Below are 19,711 nucleotides of genomic sequence, written 5' to 3' on the forward strand. Positions count from 1 at the left end.
GTGCTTATGAACAGCACGCCTAAAGCCCTGACCAAAGAGCAGCCCTCGCGCACTGTCGGCTTCCTCCTGCACGATGTCGCGCGACTGCTGCGCAAGCGCTTCGAGCAGAATGCCCGAGGGTTCGGGTTGGAGTTGACCCGGTCGCAATGGCAGGTGCTTGCCTATCTCGACAAGAACGAGGGCATCCGGCAGGGCGGCCTCGCCGAGCTGCTCGAGGTCGAGCCGATCACGCTGGGCCGCATCCTCGACAAGCTCGAAAGCTGCGGGCTGATCGAACGCCGGCACGACGCCACGGACCGGCGCGTCTGGCGGCTCTCCCTCACAGAAAAGGCTGGGCCGACCCTCGCGACGATGCGCGAGCTCGGCGAGATCACTCGCGCCGAGGCCTTCGCCGACATCTCCGAAACCGAGCGCGAGGCGCTCCTCGCCCTCCTCACGACGATGCGTGGGAACCTCTCGGCGGCCTGTGCGATGCCGCCAGCCGAAGGACAGAAGACCCATGGATGATGCAGCGGGACAACCCGAACCGGTCCGGAACGACGGCTCAGATCCTTCTCCGGCCAGCAACGTGACCGAAATCCGCCGCCCCGAGCCGAGGCTGCCTCCTGCTCAGCCAGCACCTGTCGCCAAGGCTCCCGAGAGCACAGTGCAGGCGTCAATTGCCCCTGCCGACGCCGCTCCCGGCGCCAAGTCGCGCAATCTGAAGCGCTCCATCCTGTTCGCATTGCTGCCCGTCGCGCTTGCCGCTGGCGGCTACTGGTACGTCGCCGGTGGGCAGGTCATGTCGACCGACAACGCCTATGTGCAAGCCGACATCGTCGGCATCTCGACCGACGTCGCCGGCATCGTCGGCGAAATCGACGTGCGCGACAACCAGCAGGTCAAGGCCGGGGACGTTCTGTTCAAACTCGACGACGCGCAGTTCCGCTTCGCCCTCGACCGGGCGAATGCGCAGATCGGCGTGGTCCGCAACGATCTTGAAGCGCAGAAGGCGAACTACAAGGCGATGCAGAGCCAGATCGCCCAGGCCAGGACCGATATCGATTACTACACCACCGCCTTCAAGCGTCAGCAGGACCTCGCGACCAAGGCGGTCGCCTCGCAGGTGACCTACGATTCAGCCAAGCACGATCTCGATGGCGCCGTGCAGAAGCTCGCACAGCTCCAGAGCCAGCTCATCGCTATCGCCGCCAGCCTGAACGGCAACCCCGATGCGCCGATCGAAGATCACCCTCGCTACAAGGACAGCGTCGCAGCCCGGGCTGAGGCTGCCCGCCAACTCGACCACACCGTGGTCAAGGCGCGGATGGACGGCATCGTCACCAATGTGCCCTCGCTGCAGAAGGGGCAGTACCTTGCCGACGCGACAGTCGGCTTCAGCCTGGTCTCGGCCGACCATGTCTGGATCCAGGCGAACCCCAAGGAGACCGAGTTGACCTGGGTCCGCCCGGGACAGAAGGCCAGGGTCTATGTCGACACCTATCCCGGCGCCGAATGGACCGGCACGGTCGACAGCATTAGCCCGGCCTCGGCCGCGAGCTTCTCGCTGCTGCCGGCCCAGAACACCAGCGGTAACTGGGTCAAGGTCGTCCAGCGCATCGCCATGCGCGTCAAAATCGACACGCCCGTGGGCAAGCCGCTCTTGCGCGCCGGCATGAGCGTCGTGCTCGATGTCGATACCGGCCGCGCCCGCGGCCTGCCCAGCTTCGTCTCTGACCTCTTCGGCAAGACCGAGACTCACAATGGCTGATAGCGTCGCCACGGCGGCGACCCCTGTGGTCGCCAATCGCGGCGCCATCACCGTCTGCGTGATCCTCGCCGTGATCATGCAGGCTCTCGACACGACGATCGCGAATGTCGCACTGCCCTATATCCAGGGCAGCGTCTCGGCCAGCGCCGACCAGATCAACTGGGTCCTGACCTCCTATATCGTCGCGGCCGCGATCATGACGCCGCCATCGGGCTTCCTTGCCGCCCGCTTCGGCAGGAAGCGCGTGCTCTCGGTCGCGATCATCGGCTTCGTCGTCGCCTCGATGCTCTGCGGCGCCGCGCAGTCGCTGACCCAGATCGTCGGCTTCCGCCTGCTGCAGGGCTTCTTCGGCGCGGCTCTGGTGCCGGTGTCCCAGAGCATCCTGCTCGACATCTACACGCCGGAGGAGCGCGGCTCGGCGATGGCGCTGTTCGGCGTCTCGGTCATGGTCGGCCCGGTGCTCGGCCCCGTCATCGGCGGCTGGCTGACCGAGAACATTTCCTGGCGCTGGGTCTTCTACATCAACCTGCCGCTCGGCGCGCTGGCCCTGGCGGGTGTCGGGATCTTCGTCACCGAGACGAAATCGAACGCCTTGGCCAGGCTCGACTGGCTCGGCTTCGGCGCGCTCAGCCTCGCCATCGCCTCGCTCCAGCTCTTCCTCGACCGCGGCGCCCAGCTCGACTGGTTCTCGTCGCTCGAGATCATCATCGAGGCGACGGTCTGCGTCGCCGCGATCTACATCCTTGTGGTCCACACCCTCACGGCAGAGAACTCCTTCATCAAGCCGCGCCTGTTCCTCGATCGCAATTTCAGCGTCGGCATGATCTTCATCTTCATCGTCGGCATCACCTATCTCGCTTCGCTGGCGTTGATGACGCCCTATCTGCAAACGCTGATGGGCTATCCCGTCGTCACCGCCGGCATCGTCATGGGCCCGCGCGGCATGGGCACGATGCTCTGCATGTTCCTGGTCGGACGGCTCATCGGCAAGGTGGACATCCGCATCCTGCTCGGCGCCGGCCTGGCCGTCAGCGCCTGGGCGATGTACGACATGGCCGGCTGGACCCCGGACGTCTCGCAGCAGACGATCATCGTCACCGGCTTCATCCAGGGTGCGGGCCTGGGCCTGCTCTTCGTGCCGCTGACCACTGTGACCTTCTCCACGCTGCAGCCGCAGGATCGCGGCGACGCCACCGGCCTTTACAACCTGTCGCGCAATATCGGCTCCAGTGTCGGCATCTCGATCGTCAGCTATCTGCTCACCCGCAATGTCCAGGTGAACCACGCCGAGATCGCGACTTACGTCACGCCGTTCAACCGCATGTTCGAGATGCCGGCGATCAAGGACGCCTGGGATCCGCTGACGCTGGCCGGCCGCGCCGCGCTCGACGAGGTCATCACTCGGCAGGCGATGATCATCGCCTATATCGACGATTTCAAGCTGCTGATGATCCTGTGCCTCGCGGCCATGCCGTTCCTCGCCCTGCTGGTCACCCCGAAGCAGGAGAAGGCGCCGTCGGATGACCATCCGATGGTCATGGAGTAGCGCTCCGCTGGCTCCGCCCGAGGGGGTATCGCGCGATCGCCTCCAGCAGCGCGTCGGGCAGTTCGATATCGCTGCGAGCCGGCCTTTGTCCGGGGACATGGACGCCCTTCGCCTCCAGGCGCGCGAGATGCGCAGCCAGCCGGGCTGAAAAATCCGGGGCGAAGAGGCTCGGCTTCAGCGCGACGACCAGGAGCCCGACGCCGGGCGACCGGCAGCCGTCGGCGAAGGACGGCGCATCGAGCGACCAGTTCGCGCCGGTCAGCCCTGCCGCCAGGGTTTCCACCATCAGCGCGATATTGGCGCCGCGTTCGCCGCCGAAGGCGAGAAGCGCTCCCGTCAGCGCCGCGCGCGGATCGGTGGTGGGGCGGGCGCTCGCATCCACGGCCCAGCCCGGCGGAATCGCCTCGCCAGTCCCGGCTGCGCGCCTGATATTGACGAAGGCCGTCGCGCTCGAGGACTGGTCGATCAACAAGGGTGCGCCCCCCTCGACGGGCGCGGCAAAGGAGAGCGGGTTGGTGCCGTAGACCGCCCCCTGGCTCTTGCCCGCCGCCACCAGCGCCGGCCCATTGGCAAGCGCAAGCCCGATCAAGCCCGCTTCGGCGAGGCGACGGGTGTAGTAGCCGAGTTCACCGACGGTATAGCTGTTCGCCTGGCTCAGCAGCGCAAGGCCGTAAAGCCCGGCGCGCTCCAGCAACGCATCGAAGGCGAGATCGAAGCCGAGCTGGGCGATCCCTCCCCTGGCATCGATCCGGATCGCCACCGGGGCTGGAAAACCGATCTCGGGAATGGCCGAGCCCGCGATCCGTCCGGCCACGAGACTATCGAGATAGTCCAGGAGATGCGCGAAGCCGACGGACGGACGCCCCGCGAGCTCCGCGGCAATCGTCGCATCCGCAAGCGACGCCGCGGCGGCTTCACTGGCTCCAGCCGCCAGCACGGCACGGCGCGCCATCTCGCGCGCGCCTTCAATCGTCAATCGCATCATCGTCCTCGAGCGGGGGCAAAGGCCAACGCCGGGTATACGATGGAAGAGCAGGCCCCCGTCCAGCTTTGCTTTGCGTTACGTCACACGGTAGCTGGCGCTATCCGCACTGACATCGCCGCCGCGACGATAAGCTGGACCTTGCGTGTTCGCTTTCACCGCCATCCCCAAGGGGATGACGACAGCGCAAGACGGCGAGATCGGCGAACCGATCAAAGACAGGTCTTGATCCCGTTCTTGACGATTTCGGGCCATTCCGGGCCGAGGGCCTCGCGCGCGTCGAGGGCGTTCTCGTAGCCCGGCTCACCCTCCCTGAACATCATGATCTCGAGTTGCCTGTCATGGGTGCCACTCACGATGGTCGGGCCGGGAACATAGGTGCTCGTGGATCGATAGGTATTGCCGATGATCGCGCCGCGCGTCTGGACGCTGCCAGGCATCTGGCTGACCGAGACATTGTTCTGAGACGCTGCACTGCCGATGATGTAGCGGTCGTACCCTGCCTTGATCGTCTCGATAGCGGCACTCTTGGCCGCGACTTTCGCCGCGCCCAGAGCGCCGCAGGACGGCGCAGCGCCGGCATCGATCGTCATGGTGTTCTGCGAGGTTCGCGTCGCCGTTGCACCGGCACAGCCACCAACCAAGACCGCGCAGCCCAACGCGGCAACCAAGAGCTTCATCATCAGTCCCCCACCCCCGGCGATTCGTTCTCTTCAGGCGCCGATCCTGCCGTCGCGTAACGACACAGGTTGTGGCAGGCAATGGCCAATCGCGCCCACAGAGACGCAATTATCTCAGGCGCCGGGAAAGACTGCTGCAGCGGCTGCCGTTTGAACCGGAGGACGGATTGGGCCGCGCTGCGGCGTTGACAGGGTTCGTGCCGTTCCCGATAAATCCGGCATGGTCGAGACGGATACGCATATCGTTGCCCGGGCTGCCGGCATCCCAACAGGCGGGATGCGGGACAGCCGATCGCCGCGTTAACACACGCGTATCGCGCCCCTGCAGCCTCGCCGGAAACGGACGAGGCCATTTTCACGCCTGTGCCTCGTCCCATCGAACTTTGATGGAGTGAATGAATTGGCACAGAACATCTATGACAACCCCGAATTCTTCGCCGGCTACAGCCAGTTGCCCCGGCAGGTTCATGGTCTGGCCGGCGCGCCGGAATGGCCGGCGATCCGCGCCATGCTGCCAGACCTGACGGGCAAGCGCATCGTCGATCTCGGCTGCGGCTTCGGCTGGTTTGCCCGTTGGGCGCGCGAGCACGGCGCCAGGTCCGTGGTCGGATTGGACGTCTCGGAGAAGATGATCGCCCGGGCGATCGCGGATACCTCCGACGCGGGCGTCACATACCGGATTGCCGATCTCGAACTGCTGGACCTGCCCAAGGCTGCGTTCGACTTCGCCTTCAGTGCGCTCACCTTCCACTATATCGCTGATTTCGGGCGCTTGCTGCGCATGGTGCACCGGTCTCTCGCGCCGGGCTCGCGTTTCGTGTTCACGATCGAACACCCGATCTACATGGCCGCCGCGCATCCCCGTTGGTGGGCGGACGAGGACGGCCGCAAGACCTGGCCGGTGAACCGCTACGCGATCGAAGGCGAGCGCCGGACCAACTGGTTCACCGACGGCGTGCTCAAATATCATCGAACGCTGGCGACGACGCTCAACACGTTGATCGCAACGGGATTCTCGATTTGCCATGTCGAGGAATTTGCCCCGACAGCCGATCAGATCGCCGAGAACCCCGGCCTGGCGGAGGAATGCGAGCGGCCGATGATGCTGCTGATCTGCGCGGAGCGATCAGCGGCCGAGTGATCGGCTGCGGCCATTCGCCAAAACCACGTCCGCAATGGGGGAAGTCCGTTGCGGACAGGTTGGGCCGGGGGTCTCGTGAGGGACGTCCGGGCGGGAGCCTGGACATGCCCCCGTGGGCAGGGTCGGACCGCCTCCGGATTGCGGCAAAGAAATTTTCCAGCGGTCCGGAATATTCACGCCTCGCCTGAGTCCACCTCTGAAGGATCGGTTTTCTTCAAGGGAGTAGGACCATGCAGCACCACGCCTTTGCGCGGTTAGCGGCCTGCGCCGTCGCGGCGGCACTCTGTCTCGCTGCGCCACCGGGTGCGCGCGCACACGACCAGAGCCACGGCCACCCCGGCGCGGCCGCGGCCGCACCGGCCGCGGTCTATCCCCGGGAGGCCCCCTTCCTCGCCGAGAACGCCGCCGCCATGGACAAGATGATGGCGGAAATGGACGTGAAGCCGACAGGCGATATCGATGCCGATTTCGTCGCGATGATGGTCCCGCACCACCAGGGGGCGATCGACATGGCGCTCGCCGTGCTGCGCTACGGCAAAAATGAGCAGATCCGGCGCCTGGCGCAGGAGATCATCGTCACCCAGCAGCAGGAGATCGCCGCGATGCGCCTGGCGCTCGGCCAGCCGCTGCCACCCTCCGCTGCCGCCCCGACGCAGGTTTCGACGAAACCCGCCGAACCCACGCCCCATGCGCACGGCCCGTCGGCAACATCGCACGGGCCGGCACCCGCCATGCAGATGAAGTAGGAGCCAAAGCTCATGAAACGCAGTCTTCTCGCGGGCCTCATGGCCAGCACCATGCTCGCCTGCACGCTTCCGGCCATAGCGGGACAGGCGCCGGCTCCGGCCGGAGCGCCGGATATCCCCCTGAGCAGCCGCGACCGGGTCTATGCGGCCGAACAATTCTCCAACACGGTCTCGGTCACCGATCCGGCCTCCAACAAGCTCGTCGGGGTGATCCGGCTCGGTGATCCGCAACCGGGCAATTTCAGCCCGCTCTACAAGGGCCAGGTCCTCGTCCACGGCATGGGCTTTTCGCCTGACCGCAAGACGATCGCCGTCGTCTCGATCGGCTCGAACGCCGTATCCTTCATCGACACCGCAACCAACATGGTGAAGCACACCACCTATGTCGGGCGTTCGCCGCACGAGGCCTTCTTCACCCCGGACGGCAAGGAGGTCTGGGTCACGGTGCGCGGCGAGGATTATGTCGCGGTGCTCGACGGCGTGAGCTTCGAGGAGAAGGCGCGGATCAAGGTCCCTGCCGGACCGGGCATGCAGATCTTCTCGCCGGACGGCAAATACGGCTACATCTGCTCGTCCTTCAATCCCGAGACAGTGGTCGTCACGGTCGCCGACCACCAGATCGTTGGGCACGTGAAGCAGGATAGTCCCTTCTGCCCCAATATCGCCGCGACGCCCGACGGGCAGCAGGTCTGGTTCACCCTGAAGGATATCGGCAAGACGCAGGTCTTCAGCGCCTTGCCGCCCTTCGATCTGATCAAGACGCTCGATACCGGGCCGATCACCAACCACGTCAATTTCGCGCATAATGCCAACGGCACCTTCGCCTATGTCACCATCGGCGGCCTGAACGAGGTCAAGGTCTTCCGGACCGACACGTTCGAGCAGGTCGCGACCATACCCGTCGGCAAGCTGCCACACGGAATCTGGCCGTCGGGAGACGGCACGCGCCTCTATGTCGGGCTCGAGAACGCCGACGCGCTTGCCGCCATCGATACCCTCACCAACAAGGTCATCGCCACGATCCCGATCGGCCAGGCGCCGCAGGCCGTGAACTATGTGCCGAATGCCGTACCGGACGGCGACGGCGCCGCAGGCCTGCAGCCGCTCGGCCTCGCCGGGCAGACGGCACAGCTTGCGCTCGCTCCGTCCAAGGCCGGCGGTGCGCAGCGTCAGGCCCCGACCAGCGTCACGCTGTTCGACCAGGGCCTGATCCAGATCCTCCAGGCCTCGGTCACCGGTCTGGAGCCGCGCAAGCCCTATCTCCTCGCCTTCGCCCGGAATCCCGAGGGACGCGGGCCGCTGCAGCCGCTGTCTGCCTTCATGACGAACCCGGCCGGTTCGGCCATCGTCAATGCGAGCGGACCGATCCGCCAGATCGTACAGAGCGACGCGAGCAGCGAGCGGCGCTATCTTGTGATCGCCGAGGGCAGCACGACCCAACCCGGCGCCGTCGTCCAGGTCCAGGCGCACTGAGCCCAAGTGACGAGCCCAGATCATGGCGCCGCCGACGAAAACGGCGGCGCCATGGGCAGAGCGCCCAGCCGCTCCCGGGAGTCCCGTGATGGAGAATATGGTTCGCCTGATCGAGCCGCTGATACCGGCCTTGCGACGGTATGCGCGCGGGCTGCTGCGCGATCGCGCGGCAGCCGACGATCTGGTTCAGGACTGCCTCGAGCGCGCCATCGGCCGCTGGCACCAGCGCCGCGCCGATGGCGACCCTCGCACCTGGATCTTCACCATCCTGCACAATCTGGCGATGACCCGGCTGCAGCGCACGGCACATCGGCCGCGCCATATCGGGCTCGACGAGGCGGATGCAAGCGGGCTTGCGGTGTCCGCACGCCAGGAGGACGGGCTGCGCTACCGCGAGCTGCTGGCGAAGCTGGCGCAACTGCCGGACGAGCAGCGCACGGTCCTGCTGCTGGTCACGGTGGAGGAGCTCTCTTATGCCGAGACGGCCAAGGTGCTCAACATTCCGGTCGGCACCGTGATGTCACGCCTGTCGCGCGCGCGCGACAGGCTCCTGAGGATGATGTCCGACGAGGCGCGGCCGCAGCCCGGCCGCCCGCATCTGCGGAGCGTGAAATGAGCCACCGCCCGATCACCGAAGACGAGCTGAACGGCTTCATCGACGAGACGCTCGATGCCAGGCGTCAGGCGGAGATCGTCGCCTATCTCCAAGCGCACCCCGATGTGGCGAAACGCGTCTCCGGGATGTGCGAACAGCGCGACATGTTGCGCGCTGCGCTGGGCCCGGTCGCCGAAGAGCCGCTGCCTCCGGAACTCGATCTCGCGCGCCTGGTCGAGACGCGGCGGCGGCCGAGGCCGAGGCAGCGTCCGAGATGGGCGGCGGCAGCGGCGGCCATTGCGCTCGTCATCCTCGGCGGAGCCGGCGGGTGGGCGCTGCGCGGCCTCTCCCAGTCCCCGCTCGAAGGTGTGGCGGCGCTCGCCCACGAAGCCGTCGCAAGCTACGCCGTCTATGCGCCGGACCGGGTTCGCCCGGTCGAGATCCGGGCGGATGATCGCGCGCAGCTCGTTGACTGGGTCTCGCAGCGGCTCGGCCGGCCGATCACCGTACCCGATCTTTCAGGCTCGGATTATCGCTTCATGGGCGGGCGGATCGTGGCGACGGCGCATGGCCCGGCGGCACTGTTCATGTACGACGACGACAAGGGCAGCCGCCTCGTGATGCTGGCGCGACCGATGACGGTCGACGCGAACGCCCCCATGGCTCGCCACACGGTGGATGGCGTGAGCGGCTTCAGCTGGTCCGACAATGGGCTCGGATACAGCCTCGTCGGAGCCACGCCCGCAGAGGCGCTGCACCCGCTCGCCGATGCAGCGCGCCGGCAGATCCGCGACAACGCTTGACTGTCACGCCATCCAAGGAAAGCTCCAATCAAACCCCGCGTGTCCCCTGGCCTCCGCGGTTCGATGGTGGCCGCCCCCGGCTCGCAGACTAACGGCCAGGACGACGGCAGCCTTCATCGCATTGGCTACGGCCTGACATAGGTCCAGCCCTTCTCCTGCAGCTCCATGACCCGCACCACGCCGGATTTGACGAGCGTCGCCTCGGGGATCAGGCCGATCTCCTTGTTCTCCATCTTGCTCATGTTCTCCTGGGTGTTGCCGCAGGCCTTGAAGGAGATCGACGGCGTGCTCGCCGATATCGCCTTGATCCGCGCCTTCACCGGCGAAGTGTCCTCGCGCAGCATATGCAGGCCGGGACCGAAGGTGACGATCTCGATCTCCACCTTCTCGCCGAGGTCCTTGTAATATTGCGCCACGTTCGTCGCGTTGTTGAGCGCGAGGTTCATCGTCGCCGGCTCGTTGGTATTGACCTGCAGGATCAGGTGATGCGGCGTCTTCTCGGCGGCAGCCGGCTTCGCGGCCTGCGCCGTCGCCTGTTTCTTCGGCTGCGCCAGCGCCGGCGGCGCGGCGATCAGCAATGCTGCGAGGCCGGCCAGCGTGACCCTCATGGCCTTGGCATATCCCGTCATGGTCGTTTTCTCCCGTGCTTTGCGGACTGCGAGGTAGATGGCGAGGACTATGGATTCCGCGGCCGGGCGATCGCGCCCGGCCAGTTGCAGGCTGCGGCGACCTTCTCCCGCACCCGCTTCAGACCGCCGAGCGCGAAGGAGCCGTCATGGGCGGGGCCGATCCGCGGGGAGAGCCGAATGGTGAGATCGCCCTCCTCCGGCAGCGCCAGCAGGAGCTGCGCGATATCGGCCCTGAAGGCGACGCCAGCGCCAAAGGAAGGCGGCGCCGCCGAAAGCTGCACCGGCTGGCCGTCATTGACGCGGTAGGAGATGGTGTAGTCGCTGCCGCCCCTGGCGAGCGCCGGTCCTGAGACCACCAGCTCGGTGCGGCCGCCGCGGCAATGGATGGCGAGCTGCGTCAGTGCGCCGTCCGCCCCGGCCCGGGCCGAGGCTGTGGCGGTGACGATCGGGCTATAATTCACCGGCGAGGTGGTTTCGCTGATGATCCAGTTCTCGCCCCCGCGCGCCTGAGGCGCCGCCGGCTCCAGGCGCCGCGAGAGCGTGTCCAGGCATTTCAGCCGCTCGGCCTGCGCCATCTGGGAGCAGGCGCGCAGATGCGCCATCGGGTCGGGCGCCGCATCGGGTGCGCCTTGCGCGAGCGCGATCCCGCTTGCGGCGGCGAAGGCGATCGAGAGCGGGATCGGGTTCATTGCAGCGCCCGCGGCGCACGCGCCTGACGGTCGAGCCATTGCTGAGCCGCCGAGAACCGGTCGAGCCCGGGCACGGTCGCCGCCAGATTGATCGACTTCCATTTCGGGTCGAAGCCCGGCGCCTGCAGCTGGTCAACCCGGGTAAACAGCATGTCGACGAAGCGGGCGACGCGCTGATAGCGGTTGGTCTGGGGCTGCCAGTTGAAGGCGACGAGCGCGGTCGGCACCGCGATGGTCGAGACCCGCTCGCCCTGCTTGATCAGGCCGGGATATTCGCCGGCCTCCAGCACCGCCGGCAGATAATAATCCTCGAACTTGCTGTCATAGGGCACGGGCAGGAACTTGAAGCCCGGTTCGAAGCGGCCGCGCACGAAGGCATCGACCGGCTTCGAGGTGATGAAGACGACCGCCGCTATCTCGCCCTTGCGCATCTGCTCCAGCGCGACCTGATGCGGAATGAAGGTCTTGTCGGCGTTGATGCCGAGGCGGCTGAAGATCAGCGGGCCGGAATAGGCGGCCGCCGTGCCCTGAGTGTTGAAATTCACCTTCTTGCCGGCGAGATCCTGCAGGCTTTGGATCTCCGGCCGGACGAAGATATGCAGTTCCGAGGGGAAGAGATTGAGGATGTAGCTGATCTGCCGCCGGATCTGCGGCCCCTGGTTCTTGTACTCTTCCAGCGCGTCGGAATTGATGATCGCCGTGTCGATGCCGCGCAGATAGAGCAGCGAGTTCAGGTTTTCGGTGGCGCCGCGGGTGACGATCGGCAGGACGAGCAGGTTGGGCCCATCATCGACGACGCGCGCCATCTCGGCCGCAAGCCGCAGCGGCGCCCCCTCGATCAGGCCGCCGGCAAGGCCGACGGTCCAGGCGTTCATCCGATCCTTTTCCGTCTCACGCGTGGGCGCGCGTCGCGGCGAGGCCGCGCGCAAGGGCTCCAGCCTGGTTGTCTGCGCCTGCAGATCGCCGGGCGGGAGCGCCGGGACGAGCAGGGTCAAGGCGGCGAGCAGCAGCAGGCATCGTCCCGGAAACAGCATCATTCCCGAACTCCCCTTTGGACGTCCACATTCGGCCGTTCGGCCGCCGTCACCCCCGCCCGGGCGTGTTACTGACGCAAGCCGTTCAAGCGCTCCTTCGCCTCCTGGATGCCGCCGGCCTGTGCCTTCGCATAAAGCTCGCGCGCCCTCGCCGCTTCGCCGCGCGTGCCATAGGTCTTCCACGTCGAGAGAATGGCGGGGTCATAGGTTTCCGCGAGCATGAAATGTGCCCGGGCGCTGCCGGTTTCCGCGGCACGCTCGAGCACCACCCGCGCCGCGCCGATATCGCCCTGGCCGATCAGCACGCCGGCGCGCGCGATCAGCCGCGCCGCTTCCGCACCGGCCTGCGGCTCCGTCGCCACCGGCGGGGGCGCAACCGGCCGAGGCTCCGGGACTGGCCTCGCGAGCAGGCTGGAGGGCGGATTGGCCGGTGCAGGCTCGGGCGCCGCGCGCGCAACGGCTGCGCCCCTTGCCGCCTCGAGATCCCGCGCCATCACGGCCACCCTGCCGCGCTCGTCCTGGAGAGCCTGGCGCAGCTCCGCCAGGGTGGTTTCCCCGGCCTGCCTGGCCTGTGCCGCTTCCGCGCCCGCTTTGCGAAGCGTTTCAACTTGGCGCAGCGCTTCGGCTTGAATCCCGGCGTCGTGCTGAATCGTCGCCAGCTCGGCGGCGAGCGCGGCGCTGCGGGTGCGTTCCTCGTCAAGCGCCTGGCGCTGCTGCGCCGTGCCCGTGGCCAGGGCCTCGCGCACTGCCGCGATCTCGCGCGCCAGCCCCGCCGCCTTCTCCTGCTCCTGCTTCAGCGCCTCTGCGGTTTTCGCGACCTCCCCTTGCCTGACCTGGTCGGCCTCCTCGCCTGCCTTGCGCAACGCTGCTGCTTGCGCCCCGGCTTCGCGCTGCGCCTTCGCCAGTTCATCGGCCAGTGCCGCGCTGCGGGCGCGCTCGTCGTTGAGCGCCTGTCGATGCTGCGCCGTGCTCGTCGTCAATGTCTCGCGCGCTGCCGCGACCTGGAGCGCCAGCGCTGCCGCCCTCTCATGCTCCTGCCTCAGTGCGTCCGCGGCCGTCTCCGCCTGTGCGGTCCTGCCAGCCTCGGCCAGCCTGAGCTGGGCTGCGTCCTCATGCGCCTTGCGCAGCTCCGCAGCCTGCGTCCCGGCTTCGCGCTGTGCCTTCGCCAGTTCCTCGGCGAGCGTGGCGCTGCGGGCGCGTTCCTCGTCGAGCGCCTGGCGCTGCTGCGCTGAGCTCGTTACCAGGGCCTCGCGCACGGAAGCGACCTCGACGGCGAGTGCCGCCGCCTGCCCGCGCTCGTCGCCTTGCGCAGTCACGCCGGTTGCGACCTCCGCCGGCCTGGCCTGGGCGGCCTCCTCGCTCGCCTTGCGCAGTTCTGCCGCCAGGATCTCCCTGTCGCGCTGCGCCTTCGCCAACTCGTCGGCGAGCGCGGCGCTGCGGGCGCGCTCCTCGTCGAGAGCCTGGCGCTGCTGCGCCGTGCCGGAAGCCAGCTCCTGCCGCGCGGCTGCGACCTGCTGGGAGAGTGCGGCCACCTGCTCGCGCTCCTGGTTCAGGGCATCGGCGGCCTTGGTGGCATCGGCGGCCCTGGTGGCGTCTGCGGTCCTGGTGGCGTCTGCGGTCTTGGCGGCATCCACCGTCCTCGCGGACTCCGCCTGCCTCCTCAGCTCTGCCACCTGCAGCTCGGTGTCGCGCCGGACCTTCCCCAGCTCGGCTGCGAGCCCGGCACTGCGTGCGCGCTCCTCGTCGAGCGCCTGGCGCTGCTGCGTCGCGCTGGCGGTGAGGTCCTGCCGCGCGGCCGCGACCTGCTGTGCGAGAGCGGCTGCCCGCTCACGCTCGCTCTTCAGCTGTTCGGCGTTCTCACCCGCCTTGCGCAGTTGCGTCGCCTGCAGCTCCAGATCGCGCTGTGCGGTCACCAGTTCATGCGCCAGAGCCGCGCTGCGGGCGCGTTCCTCGTCCAGAGCCTGGCGCTGCTGCTCCGTACCCGCGCGCAGGGCCTCGCGTGCGGCGGCAACCTCGCGCGCCAGCGCAGCCGACTGCTCGCGCTCCTGTCCAGCCATGGCGACGGTCCTTGCGGTCTCCGCCTGCTTGAGTTCGGCGGCCTGCTCGGCCGCCTTGCGCCATTGCTCGGCCTGCATCCCGGCGTCGCGCTGCGCCTTCGCCAGATCGTTGGCGAGCGCCGCGCCACGGGCGCGCTCGCCATCGAGGGCCTGGCGATACTGGTCCGTGCTGGCCGTCAGCTCCTGCCGCGCGGCCGTGAGTTCAAGCGCCTGTGCTGCCGCCTGCTCGCGCTCCCGTCGGAGCGCTTCCGCGCTCCTTGCGACCTGCGCCCGCAATTGCAGGAGATCGAGCTGTTCCAGGGTACGCCTGGCATCGACCGGATCCTCCGCCCGGGCTTCCGGCGGCTGCGCAGCCGGGAGCGGCGACGTGAGCGCCTGCTGGCCGCCTGCTGGCGTGCTCGGCCGGCCGGCCTCTGTCTGCCGTGGTGCCGCGGGCGCGATCAGGGCGTCCTTGTTGCTGACGTCCTTGGTCCCTCCGTCCTGACTCCTGGCCTGCTGACTTCTGGCCTGCTGGCTCCTGGCCTGCTGGCTCTTGCCGTCCTGGCCCGGAGACGGAGCGGCTCGGGTCGCGACCTGCTGGCCGGCCTTGTCGCTGTCGCGCTCCACGGGGCTGCCGAGAACATAGAAGAAAAGCAGCAGCGCCGCCGCCATCAGCGTGGCGGCGGCGAAGGGCAGAGAGCGGCGCCATACCGACCGTCGCCCTTCGAGGTCACCCGGCGCTTCATCCTCCCGAAGAAAGTAGTTCTCATGAGCGAGTGGATGCCAATGCGTCGGCGTGATCGCGACCGGCTCGTTGTTCTTGCCGACCCATTGCGCTGTCGCAGACAGCCAGTGAGCAACGTCGTAGGTTCCACTCGAATCATCCTCGAGGATGATGAATGTCCCGTCTTTCGGTGCGGTTTCGATCGCGTTGCGCATTTGGCAGACGCCTGTTCAGGCGGTCTTATCGGACCATGAAATCTCCATTCGCCTGCCCGGGAACGCCAATCCACCCCGGCAGCCCGCGCGAATGTTACACACGATGAGCCAATGACGCCACAATTCGCCCGGCTCAGAAGACAACCCACAGTATTGGCGCTTGTTCCTGCCGCGCAAACGGGGCGCGCAGGCCCGATCGGCGGGGGCGCAGCCGCCTTGTCCCAGCCATGGCCGGCACGGCATGGCTGCAGCGCGGGCTCAGCCGCGCCGCGTGTCTCATCATCGATGGCAGCGCAGGAGGGTCAGGGTCCGTGCCTGCCCCGCGCCTCAGAACATGAAGCCCGGGCCGCCCCAGGGCCCGAAATCGAAGGCATCCTGCGCCATCGCCGCCGTCATCTGGCGTTCGTCGGCCAGTTTCTTGGCGAAGACCATCTGGCGGAACTGGGCATAGGCCGTCTGGTCGCCGAAATAGACGCATTGGCAGACGATCGGGTCGGCATAGACATAGACCATCTGGTTGTTCTTGACCTGCTGGACGAACTTGTTGGGCGGGAACTTGCGCAAGGTCGCCTGGCGTTCGGGCGTATTGGCCGGCTGGGGAACGAAGCCCGCCGCCGAGAGCATGTCTTCCTTGTTCTGCACGGCCTCGGTGGTCGACTGGCACCCGGCCAGCGCCAGGCCGATGGTCAGAACCAGCCCCGCCAAAGAACATTGCTTCATCGATTATTCCTCCGCCCCGGAATGGGAATGCGCCCGGACGTTCCCCAGCGCGAGGCGAACCATGGACCGGCCGTTGCGGCTTTCAAAGCGCGGCTGGTGCAACCCCACCTCACCGTCCGGGCTCCGGCGCCGCCCCAGGCCAGCAGGGCTGAGGTAGCGCCAGGCGCCGGGAGGATGTGGAAGGCCGCTGCTACTGCATGTCGGCGAAAGCATCCTTCAGGCGCGACACGGCCTCGGCGACATTGGCGCGCTGCGTCGCCAGGTTGAAGCGCAGGAAATTGTCGCCGCCGGAGCCGAAGGTCGCGCCATGGCTGGCCGCGATCTTCGCCTGTTTCTCGACCCGCGCGATGAACTCCTTCGACTCCATGCCGGTGCCGGAGAAATCGACCCAGGCGAGATAGGTCGCCTCCAGCGGCATCGAGCGCAGGCCGGGAATGCTGTCGACGCCTTCGTCGAAGAGCCGGCGATTGCCGTCGAGATAGGCGACGAGCTCGTCGACCCAGGCCGCGCCCTCGGGGCTGTAGGCGGCGGTCGCCATCGCCATGCCAAACGAGTTCGGCGAGATGCCGAGCGCGTTCATGCGCGCCCGGAACGGAGCCCGCAGCGCCTCATCGGGGATGATGACATTGCCGGAATGGCAGCCGGCGATGTTGAAGGTCTTGGTCGTCGCCGTCATCATCACCAGCCGGTCGATGATCTCGGGCGCCGCCACGGGCATGGCGATGTGCGTGTGACCCGGCATGACCAGATCATGGTGGATCTCGTCGGAGACCAGGATCAGGTCGTGACGCACGCAGAACTGCGCGATCTCGCGCAGCTCGTCGCGGGTCCAGACCCGGCCGCCGGGATTATGCGGCGAGCAGAGCAGCAGCATGCGCTCGTTGCCGGTCATCTGCGCGTCCCAGCCGGCGATATCGAGGAGGTAGCGACCACCCTCGTTCACGAGCTTGCATTCGACGACCTGCCGGCCCGCCGCCTTAATGATGCGGGCAAAGGCGTGGTAGACCGGGGTCATCACGATGACGCCGTCGCCGGGGTTGGTATAGGCATCGACGCAGAGCGCCGTGCCGTTCACCAGCCCATGAGTGGTGAAGATCGCCTTCTCATCGAACTCCCAGCCATGGCGGGTCTTCATCCACCAGCGGATGGCCTCGTTGCTCGCCCGTTCATCGCCGAAATAGCCGTAGATGCCATGCGCCGCCATGTCCTCGACCGCAGCTTGCACGCAGGCGGGCGGCCGGAAATCCATGTCGGCCACCCACATCGCCAGCCCACCGGCGGGCGAAACCCCGTAATGGGTCTCCATCGTGTCCCATTTCGCGCAATGCGTGCCGCGGCGGTCGATCCACTGGTCGAATGTCTGAGCGATGGTCATCAGGGTCCTCAGGTGAAGGGCCGTTTCGGAGAGGCCGTGTCGAAGGAGAAGCAATGCCGCGTCGGAGCGCCCAGCGCCAGCAGGACGCGCGCAATCCAGGCGAGCGCGGCGCGCGCGCCTTGTCGTTCCCGGAAGTTGCTGCGCCTGCGCCGAGCGGAGCAGCTAGGGCCATAGCAGGCATTGCCGGCGCTCGCTATGGTCTCAGCCGGGCCGCCGAGACAGGGATGGGAACGCCGCATGACAGCCATCATCACGGACAATGCCGAGCAATATAGCGACAGCCGCAAGCTTGCGGCGCGGGGCCGGCTCCACAGCCAGTAGAGCATCTCCGAGACGGGCTGGTTTCCATGGGTGGCCGGGCAATTGCCGCTGCGCTCCGGAGACCATGTCCTCGATATCGGCTGCGGCCCGGGCTGGTTCTGGGCCAGCGTGGTGGATCAGCTGCCGCGGCCGATCAACCTGACGCTCGCCGATCTCTCGCTGGGGATGGTCGAGGAGGCGCTCGGGCGCTGCCAGGCCTTGTCGCTCGGATCGGTCCGCGGAGAAGCGGCCGACGCGGCTGCGTTGCCCTTTGCGGACGAGTCGTTCGATGCCGTCATCGCCATGCATATGCTCTACCATCTGCCCGATCCCGCCGCGGCCATCGCCGAGATGGCGCGCGTCCTCAAACCCGGCGGCTGTCTTGCGGTCCCGACCAACGATATCGGCAATCTGCAGGCGCTCTACGAACTCACCACGGTCTTTGGCAGCGACCCGGTCGATCCGGCAGGAGCGAGTTTCGGCTATGCGGCCGCCGAGCGGCTGATGCGAGCGCAGTTCGGCACCGTGAGCTTTGCCCAGCAGCCGGCGCGGCTGCGGGTGACCTCGCCTGACGACGTCTTCCTGGCGCTGACCTCCTATCCGCCGGGAGACAGGGCGACGGAGGCAGAGCTCGCCAGGTTTCGCGACGCGATCGAGGCCGCCTTCGCGCGAGGGAACGGCGTGCTCGAAGCCGAGAAGCAGATCGGGCTGTTCCTGAGCCGGAAGGCCCAGGGCTAGGCGAGCGTCTCTCGGCGGAGCGTAGTCTGCTTCGCCCCCTTGCCCTTGCCCCCTGCCCTTGCCGACACGGCCGGCAGGCCAGGATTCACAGAGCCAAACGCAAAAAGGCGCCCGCCGGCCCCATGACGGGACCGGCGGGCGAAATGAAATGGGGCTGATGGCCGTTGCGCGTATCCGCGCCTATCGCGGCGGCGGGCGCACGCCTTCGAGGATCTGGCGGATCACGCGGATATCGCCTTCGATGGTCGAGAGGCGATTGTTCGCCGCCTGCTCGGCATTCTCGCGCTTGGCGAGCTGCGCCTCGACGATGGCGATCCGCATGTCGTGGACATCGTCCTTGGCGCGCAACTGGCCATAGGACAGGCTGACGGTCACGATCACCGCCACCAGCGAGACGATCGTCATCCCGATCGAGAGAATGTTGCCGAGGCTGACAGAGAGGCGGGGTTTCACGGCGTCCATCCGCATTGCCTTTCGCCATGCTCGTTATGCTTCACGACATCCGCCTTCTCGCGGGTGCTCATCGCCGCCACAGCATGGGCTGTCGGCCGGAACGGGCGGGCGGTGTCGCAGAAATCACCGGCCATCCCGGCGCAGCCAGCGATGAAGGCGCTGCTCGAGAGCAGCAGGGCCAAGGCTGTCGATCTCATCGTCACGCTTCCCTTTGTCAGTGATGGCTGTTCGGCGCGCGCGCTCCTGCTCGGCCTGAAGGATTGCTTTCCCCTCGCGCCGGCCCTTCGCGTAGGCTCCGAGCAGGAGTGCGAGCAGCGCGCCAAGCGCTGCGATGGCCCCGGCAAAGCGGCCCCAGAGTGCGGAAAGCGCGCTCACGCCGCCGCCTCCTGCTGCGCGCGATGCCAGCGCCAGAGCAGGAAACCGCCCCCACACACGAAGGCGAGCGCCAGCACGAGCTGCGCCGGCCCGCTGGTGAAGGCCTGGAGCAGGCCTGAGAGCGGCGTCGCGACCTTGATGGCATTGTCTACAGTCACGACCGGGGGTTTTGCGGGGCGCGCCGCGACCGTGTTGCCCGAGACATGCGAGCCGCGCGCCCAGAGGCCGGCCTCGGCCGAGCGCCGGTTGACCAGGCCCTCGAGCCTTCGCCCGCCGGCATGGACCCATTTCATCAGCTCGGATGGCACTGCGTCATAGCTGCCGGCGTTGAGCCTTTTCAGCAGCGTCGAGCGGGCGAGCGCGCCCTCGCCGACATTGAAGGCAAACGAGACGAGCGCCGCGAACTGCCCCTCGTTCAGCGGCACCTTGACCCGGGTCGCGACGGCGCGCTCGAACCGGGCGAGATCCCGCAGCAGCAGCCGCTCGGCCTCGCCTTGCGTGATCCGCTGCCCCGGCCGGACATGGGCGCCCGTCGAGCCATAGCCGATCGTCAGGACGCCGGCGACGTCCTTGTAGGCGGTCAGCCGGCATCCCTCCCAGCGCTTGATCAGCGCCAGGCCTTCATCGCTGATGCGACGTGTCATGGTTTGTGCTCCGTGCATAAAAAGGCCCCGCTACTGAGACCGGGCGGGGCAAGGAAAGTCGCC

At 67.4% G+C, this 19,711-nt stretch carries 20 protein-coding genes and 1 pseudogene; 9 read left to right on the forward strand and 12 right to left on the reverse strand.

What is annotated here, in order from left to right; translation table 11 throughout:
- The first annotated feature begins 6 nt into the window (after positions 1 to 6).
- The 3 genes from AB4099_RS32665 to AB4099_RS32675 all read left to right on the forward strand — a co-directional run bounded on the left by AB4099_RS32665 (position 7) and on the right by AB4099_RS32675 (position 3,296).
- Positions 7 to 507, forward strand: a complete 501-nt coding sequence (locus AB4099_RS32665) for a MarR family winged helix-turn-helix transcriptional regulator (RefSeq protein ID WP_113514331.1) — start codon at positions 7 to 9, stop codon at positions 505 to 507.
- 139 nt (positions 508 to 646) lie between these two features.
- Positions 647 to 1,750, forward strand: coding sequence for an HlyD family secretion protein (locus AB4099_RS32670; protein ID WP_441481128.1), 1,104 nt, complete (start codon positions 647 to 649; stop codon positions 1,748 to 1,750).
- A complete protein-coding gene (locus AB4099_RS32675) occupies positions 1,743 to 3,296 on the forward strand; it encodes a DHA2 family efflux MFS transporter permease subunit (RefSeq protein ID WP_441481129.1) in 1,554 nt (517 codons plus the stop codon). Before AB4099_RS32670 ends, AB4099_RS32675 begins: the two co-directional genes overlap by 8 nt.
- On the opposite strand, the gene AB4099_RS32680 is transcribed toward AB4099_RS32675, so the two are convergent.
- Positions 3,286 to 4,278: an Ldh family oxidoreductase gene (locus tag AB4099_RS32680; protein WP_441481130.1), complete on the reverse strand. Its 993-nt coding sequence runs from the start codon at positions 4,276 to 4,278 to the stop codon at positions 3,286 to 3,288. The two genes, AB4099_RS32675 and AB4099_RS32680, sit on opposite strands and share 11 nt — an antisense overlap.
- 212 nt (positions 4,279 to 4,490) lie before the next feature.
- Entirely contained in the window at positions 4,491 to 4,961 is a 471-nt protein-coding gene (locus tag AB4099_RS32685) for a hypothetical protein (RefSeq protein ID WP_441481131.1), read from the reverse strand.
- Positions 4,962 to 5,358: 397 nt separating this feature from the next.
- Here AB4099_RS32685 and AB4099_RS32690 point away from each other — a divergent pair, with 397 nt between their 5' ends.
- The 5 genes from AB4099_RS32690 (at position 5,359) to AB4099_RS32710 (ending at position 9,716) form a co-directional block, all read left to right on the forward strand.
- Positions 5,359 to 6,099 carry a class I SAM-dependent methyltransferase gene (locus AB4099_RS32690; protein ID WP_441481132.1) on the forward strand — a complete coding sequence of 247 codons (741 nt, stop codon included), beginning with the start codon at positions 5,359 to 5,361 and terminating at the stop codon, positions 6,097 to 6,099.
- Between the two features lie 230 nt (positions 6,100 to 6,329).
- Positions 6,330 to 6,845: a DUF305 domain-containing protein gene (locus tag AB4099_RS32695; protein ID WP_441481133.1), complete on the forward strand. Its 516-nt coding sequence runs from the start codon at positions 6,330 to 6,332 to the stop codon at positions 6,843 to 6,845.
- A 12-nt stretch (positions 6,846 to 6,857) separates the two neighbouring features.
- Positions 6,858 to 8,318: a YncE family protein gene (locus tag AB4099_RS32700; RefSeq protein ID WP_441481134.1), complete on the forward strand. Its 1,461-nt coding sequence runs from the start codon at positions 6,858 to 6,860 to the stop codon at positions 8,316 to 8,318.
- An 88-nt stretch (positions 8,319 to 8,406) separates the two neighbouring features.
- Positions 8,407 to 8,934: a sigma-70 family RNA polymerase sigma factor gene (locus tag AB4099_RS32705; RefSeq protein ID WP_441481135.1), complete on the forward strand. Its 528-nt coding sequence runs from the start codon at positions 8,407 to 8,409 to the stop codon at positions 8,932 to 8,934.
- On the forward strand, positions 8,931 to 9,716 hold the full coding sequence (locus AB4099_RS32710; protein WP_441481136.1) for an anti-sigma factor family protein: 786 nt from the start codon (positions 8,931 to 8,933) through the stop codon (positions 9,714 to 9,716). Before AB4099_RS32705 ends, AB4099_RS32710 begins: the two co-directional genes overlap by 4 nt.
- A 125-nt stretch (positions 9,717 to 9,841) precedes the next feature.
- On the opposite strand, the gene AB4099_RS32715 is transcribed toward AB4099_RS32710, so the two are convergent.
- The 7 genes from AB4099_RS32715 to AB4099_RS32745 form a co-directional block, all read right to left on the reverse strand.
- A complete protein-coding gene (locus tag AB4099_RS32715) occupies positions 9,842 to 10,345 on the reverse strand; it encodes a DsrE family protein (RefSeq protein WP_441481137.1) in 504 nt (167 codons plus the stop codon).
- A gap of 47 nt (positions 10,346 to 10,392) precedes the next feature.
- Entirely contained in the window at positions 10,393 to 11,034 is a 642-nt protein-coding gene (locus tag AB4099_RS32720; RefSeq protein WP_441481138.1) for a hypothetical protein, read from the reverse strand.
- Entirely contained in the window at positions 11,031 to 12,071 is a 1,041-nt protein-coding gene (locus AB4099_RS32725; RefSeq protein ID WP_441481139.1) for a TAXI family TRAP transporter solute-binding subunit, read from the reverse strand. The genes AB4099_RS32720 and AB4099_RS32725 overlap by 4 nt, the downstream gene beginning before the upstream one ends.
- A gap of 65 nt (positions 12,072 to 12,136) precedes the next feature.
- Entirely contained in the window at positions 12,137 to 15,043 is a 2,907-nt protein-coding gene (locus tag AB4099_RS32730; RefSeq protein ID WP_441481140.1) for a hypothetical protein, read from the reverse strand.
- Positions 15,044 to 15,370: 327 nt separating this feature from the next.
- The gene (locus tag AB4099_RS32735) at positions 15,371 to 15,763 is read right to left on the reverse strand and encodes a hypothetical protein (protein ID WP_113517434.1); all 393 of its coding nucleotides are present in this window, start codon (positions 15,761 to 15,763) and stop codon (positions 15,371 to 15,373) included.
- A 190-nt stretch (positions 15,764 to 15,953) separates the two neighbouring features.
- Positions 15,954 to 17,138, reverse strand: coding sequence for a MalY/PatB family protein (locus tag AB4099_RS32740; RefSeq protein WP_441481141.1), 1,185 nt, complete (start codon positions 17,136 to 17,138; stop codon positions 15,954 to 15,956).
- An 8-nt stretch (positions 17,139 to 17,146) separates the two neighbouring features.
- Positions 17,147 to 17,377 carry a hypothetical protein gene (locus tag AB4099_RS32745; RefSeq protein WP_113517432.1) on the reverse strand — a complete coding sequence of 77 codons (231 nt, stop codon included), beginning with the start codon at positions 17,375 to 17,377 and terminating at the stop codon, positions 17,147 to 17,149.
- Here AB4099_RS32745 and AB4099_RS32750 point away from each other — a divergent pair.
- Positions 17,376 to 18,176 (forward strand): annotated as a pseudogene (locus AB4099_RS32750) (class I SAM-dependent methyltransferase). The gene AB4099_RS32745 and the pseudogene AB4099_RS32750 overlap by 2 nt on opposite strands.
- A 180-nt stretch (positions 18,177 to 18,356) precedes the next feature.
- Here the strand turns inward: AB4099_RS32750 and AB4099_RS32755 are convergent.
- From AB4099_RS32755 to AB4099_RS32765, 3 genes are all read right to left on the reverse strand, one after another.
- The gene (locus tag AB4099_RS32755) at positions 18,357 to 18,629 is read right to left on the reverse strand and encodes a hypothetical protein (RefSeq protein ID WP_162768345.1); all 273 of its coding nucleotides are present in this window, start codon (positions 18,627 to 18,629) and stop codon (positions 18,357 to 18,359) included.
- A gap of 123 nt (positions 18,630 to 18,752) precedes the next feature.
- On the reverse strand, positions 18,753 to 19,004 hold the full coding sequence (locus AB4099_RS32760; RefSeq protein ID WP_441481142.1) for a hypothetical protein: 252 nt from the start codon (positions 19,002 to 19,004) through the stop codon (positions 18,753 to 18,755).
- Positions 19,001 to 19,648 (reverse strand): lysozyme, encoded by a 648-nt coding sequence (locus AB4099_RS32765; RefSeq protein ID WP_441481143.1) that lies wholly within the window; start codon positions 19,646 to 19,648, stop codon positions 19,001 to 19,003. The genes AB4099_RS32760 and AB4099_RS32765 overlap by 4 nt, the downstream gene beginning before the upstream one ends.
- Positions 19,649 to 19,711 lie beyond the last annotated feature (63 nt).

It is taken from the genome of Allobosea sp. 2KB_26 (genome assembly GCF_052115715.1).
Lineage (GTDB): Bacteria > Pseudomonadota > Alphaproteobacteria > Rhizobiales > Beijerinckiaceae > Allobosea.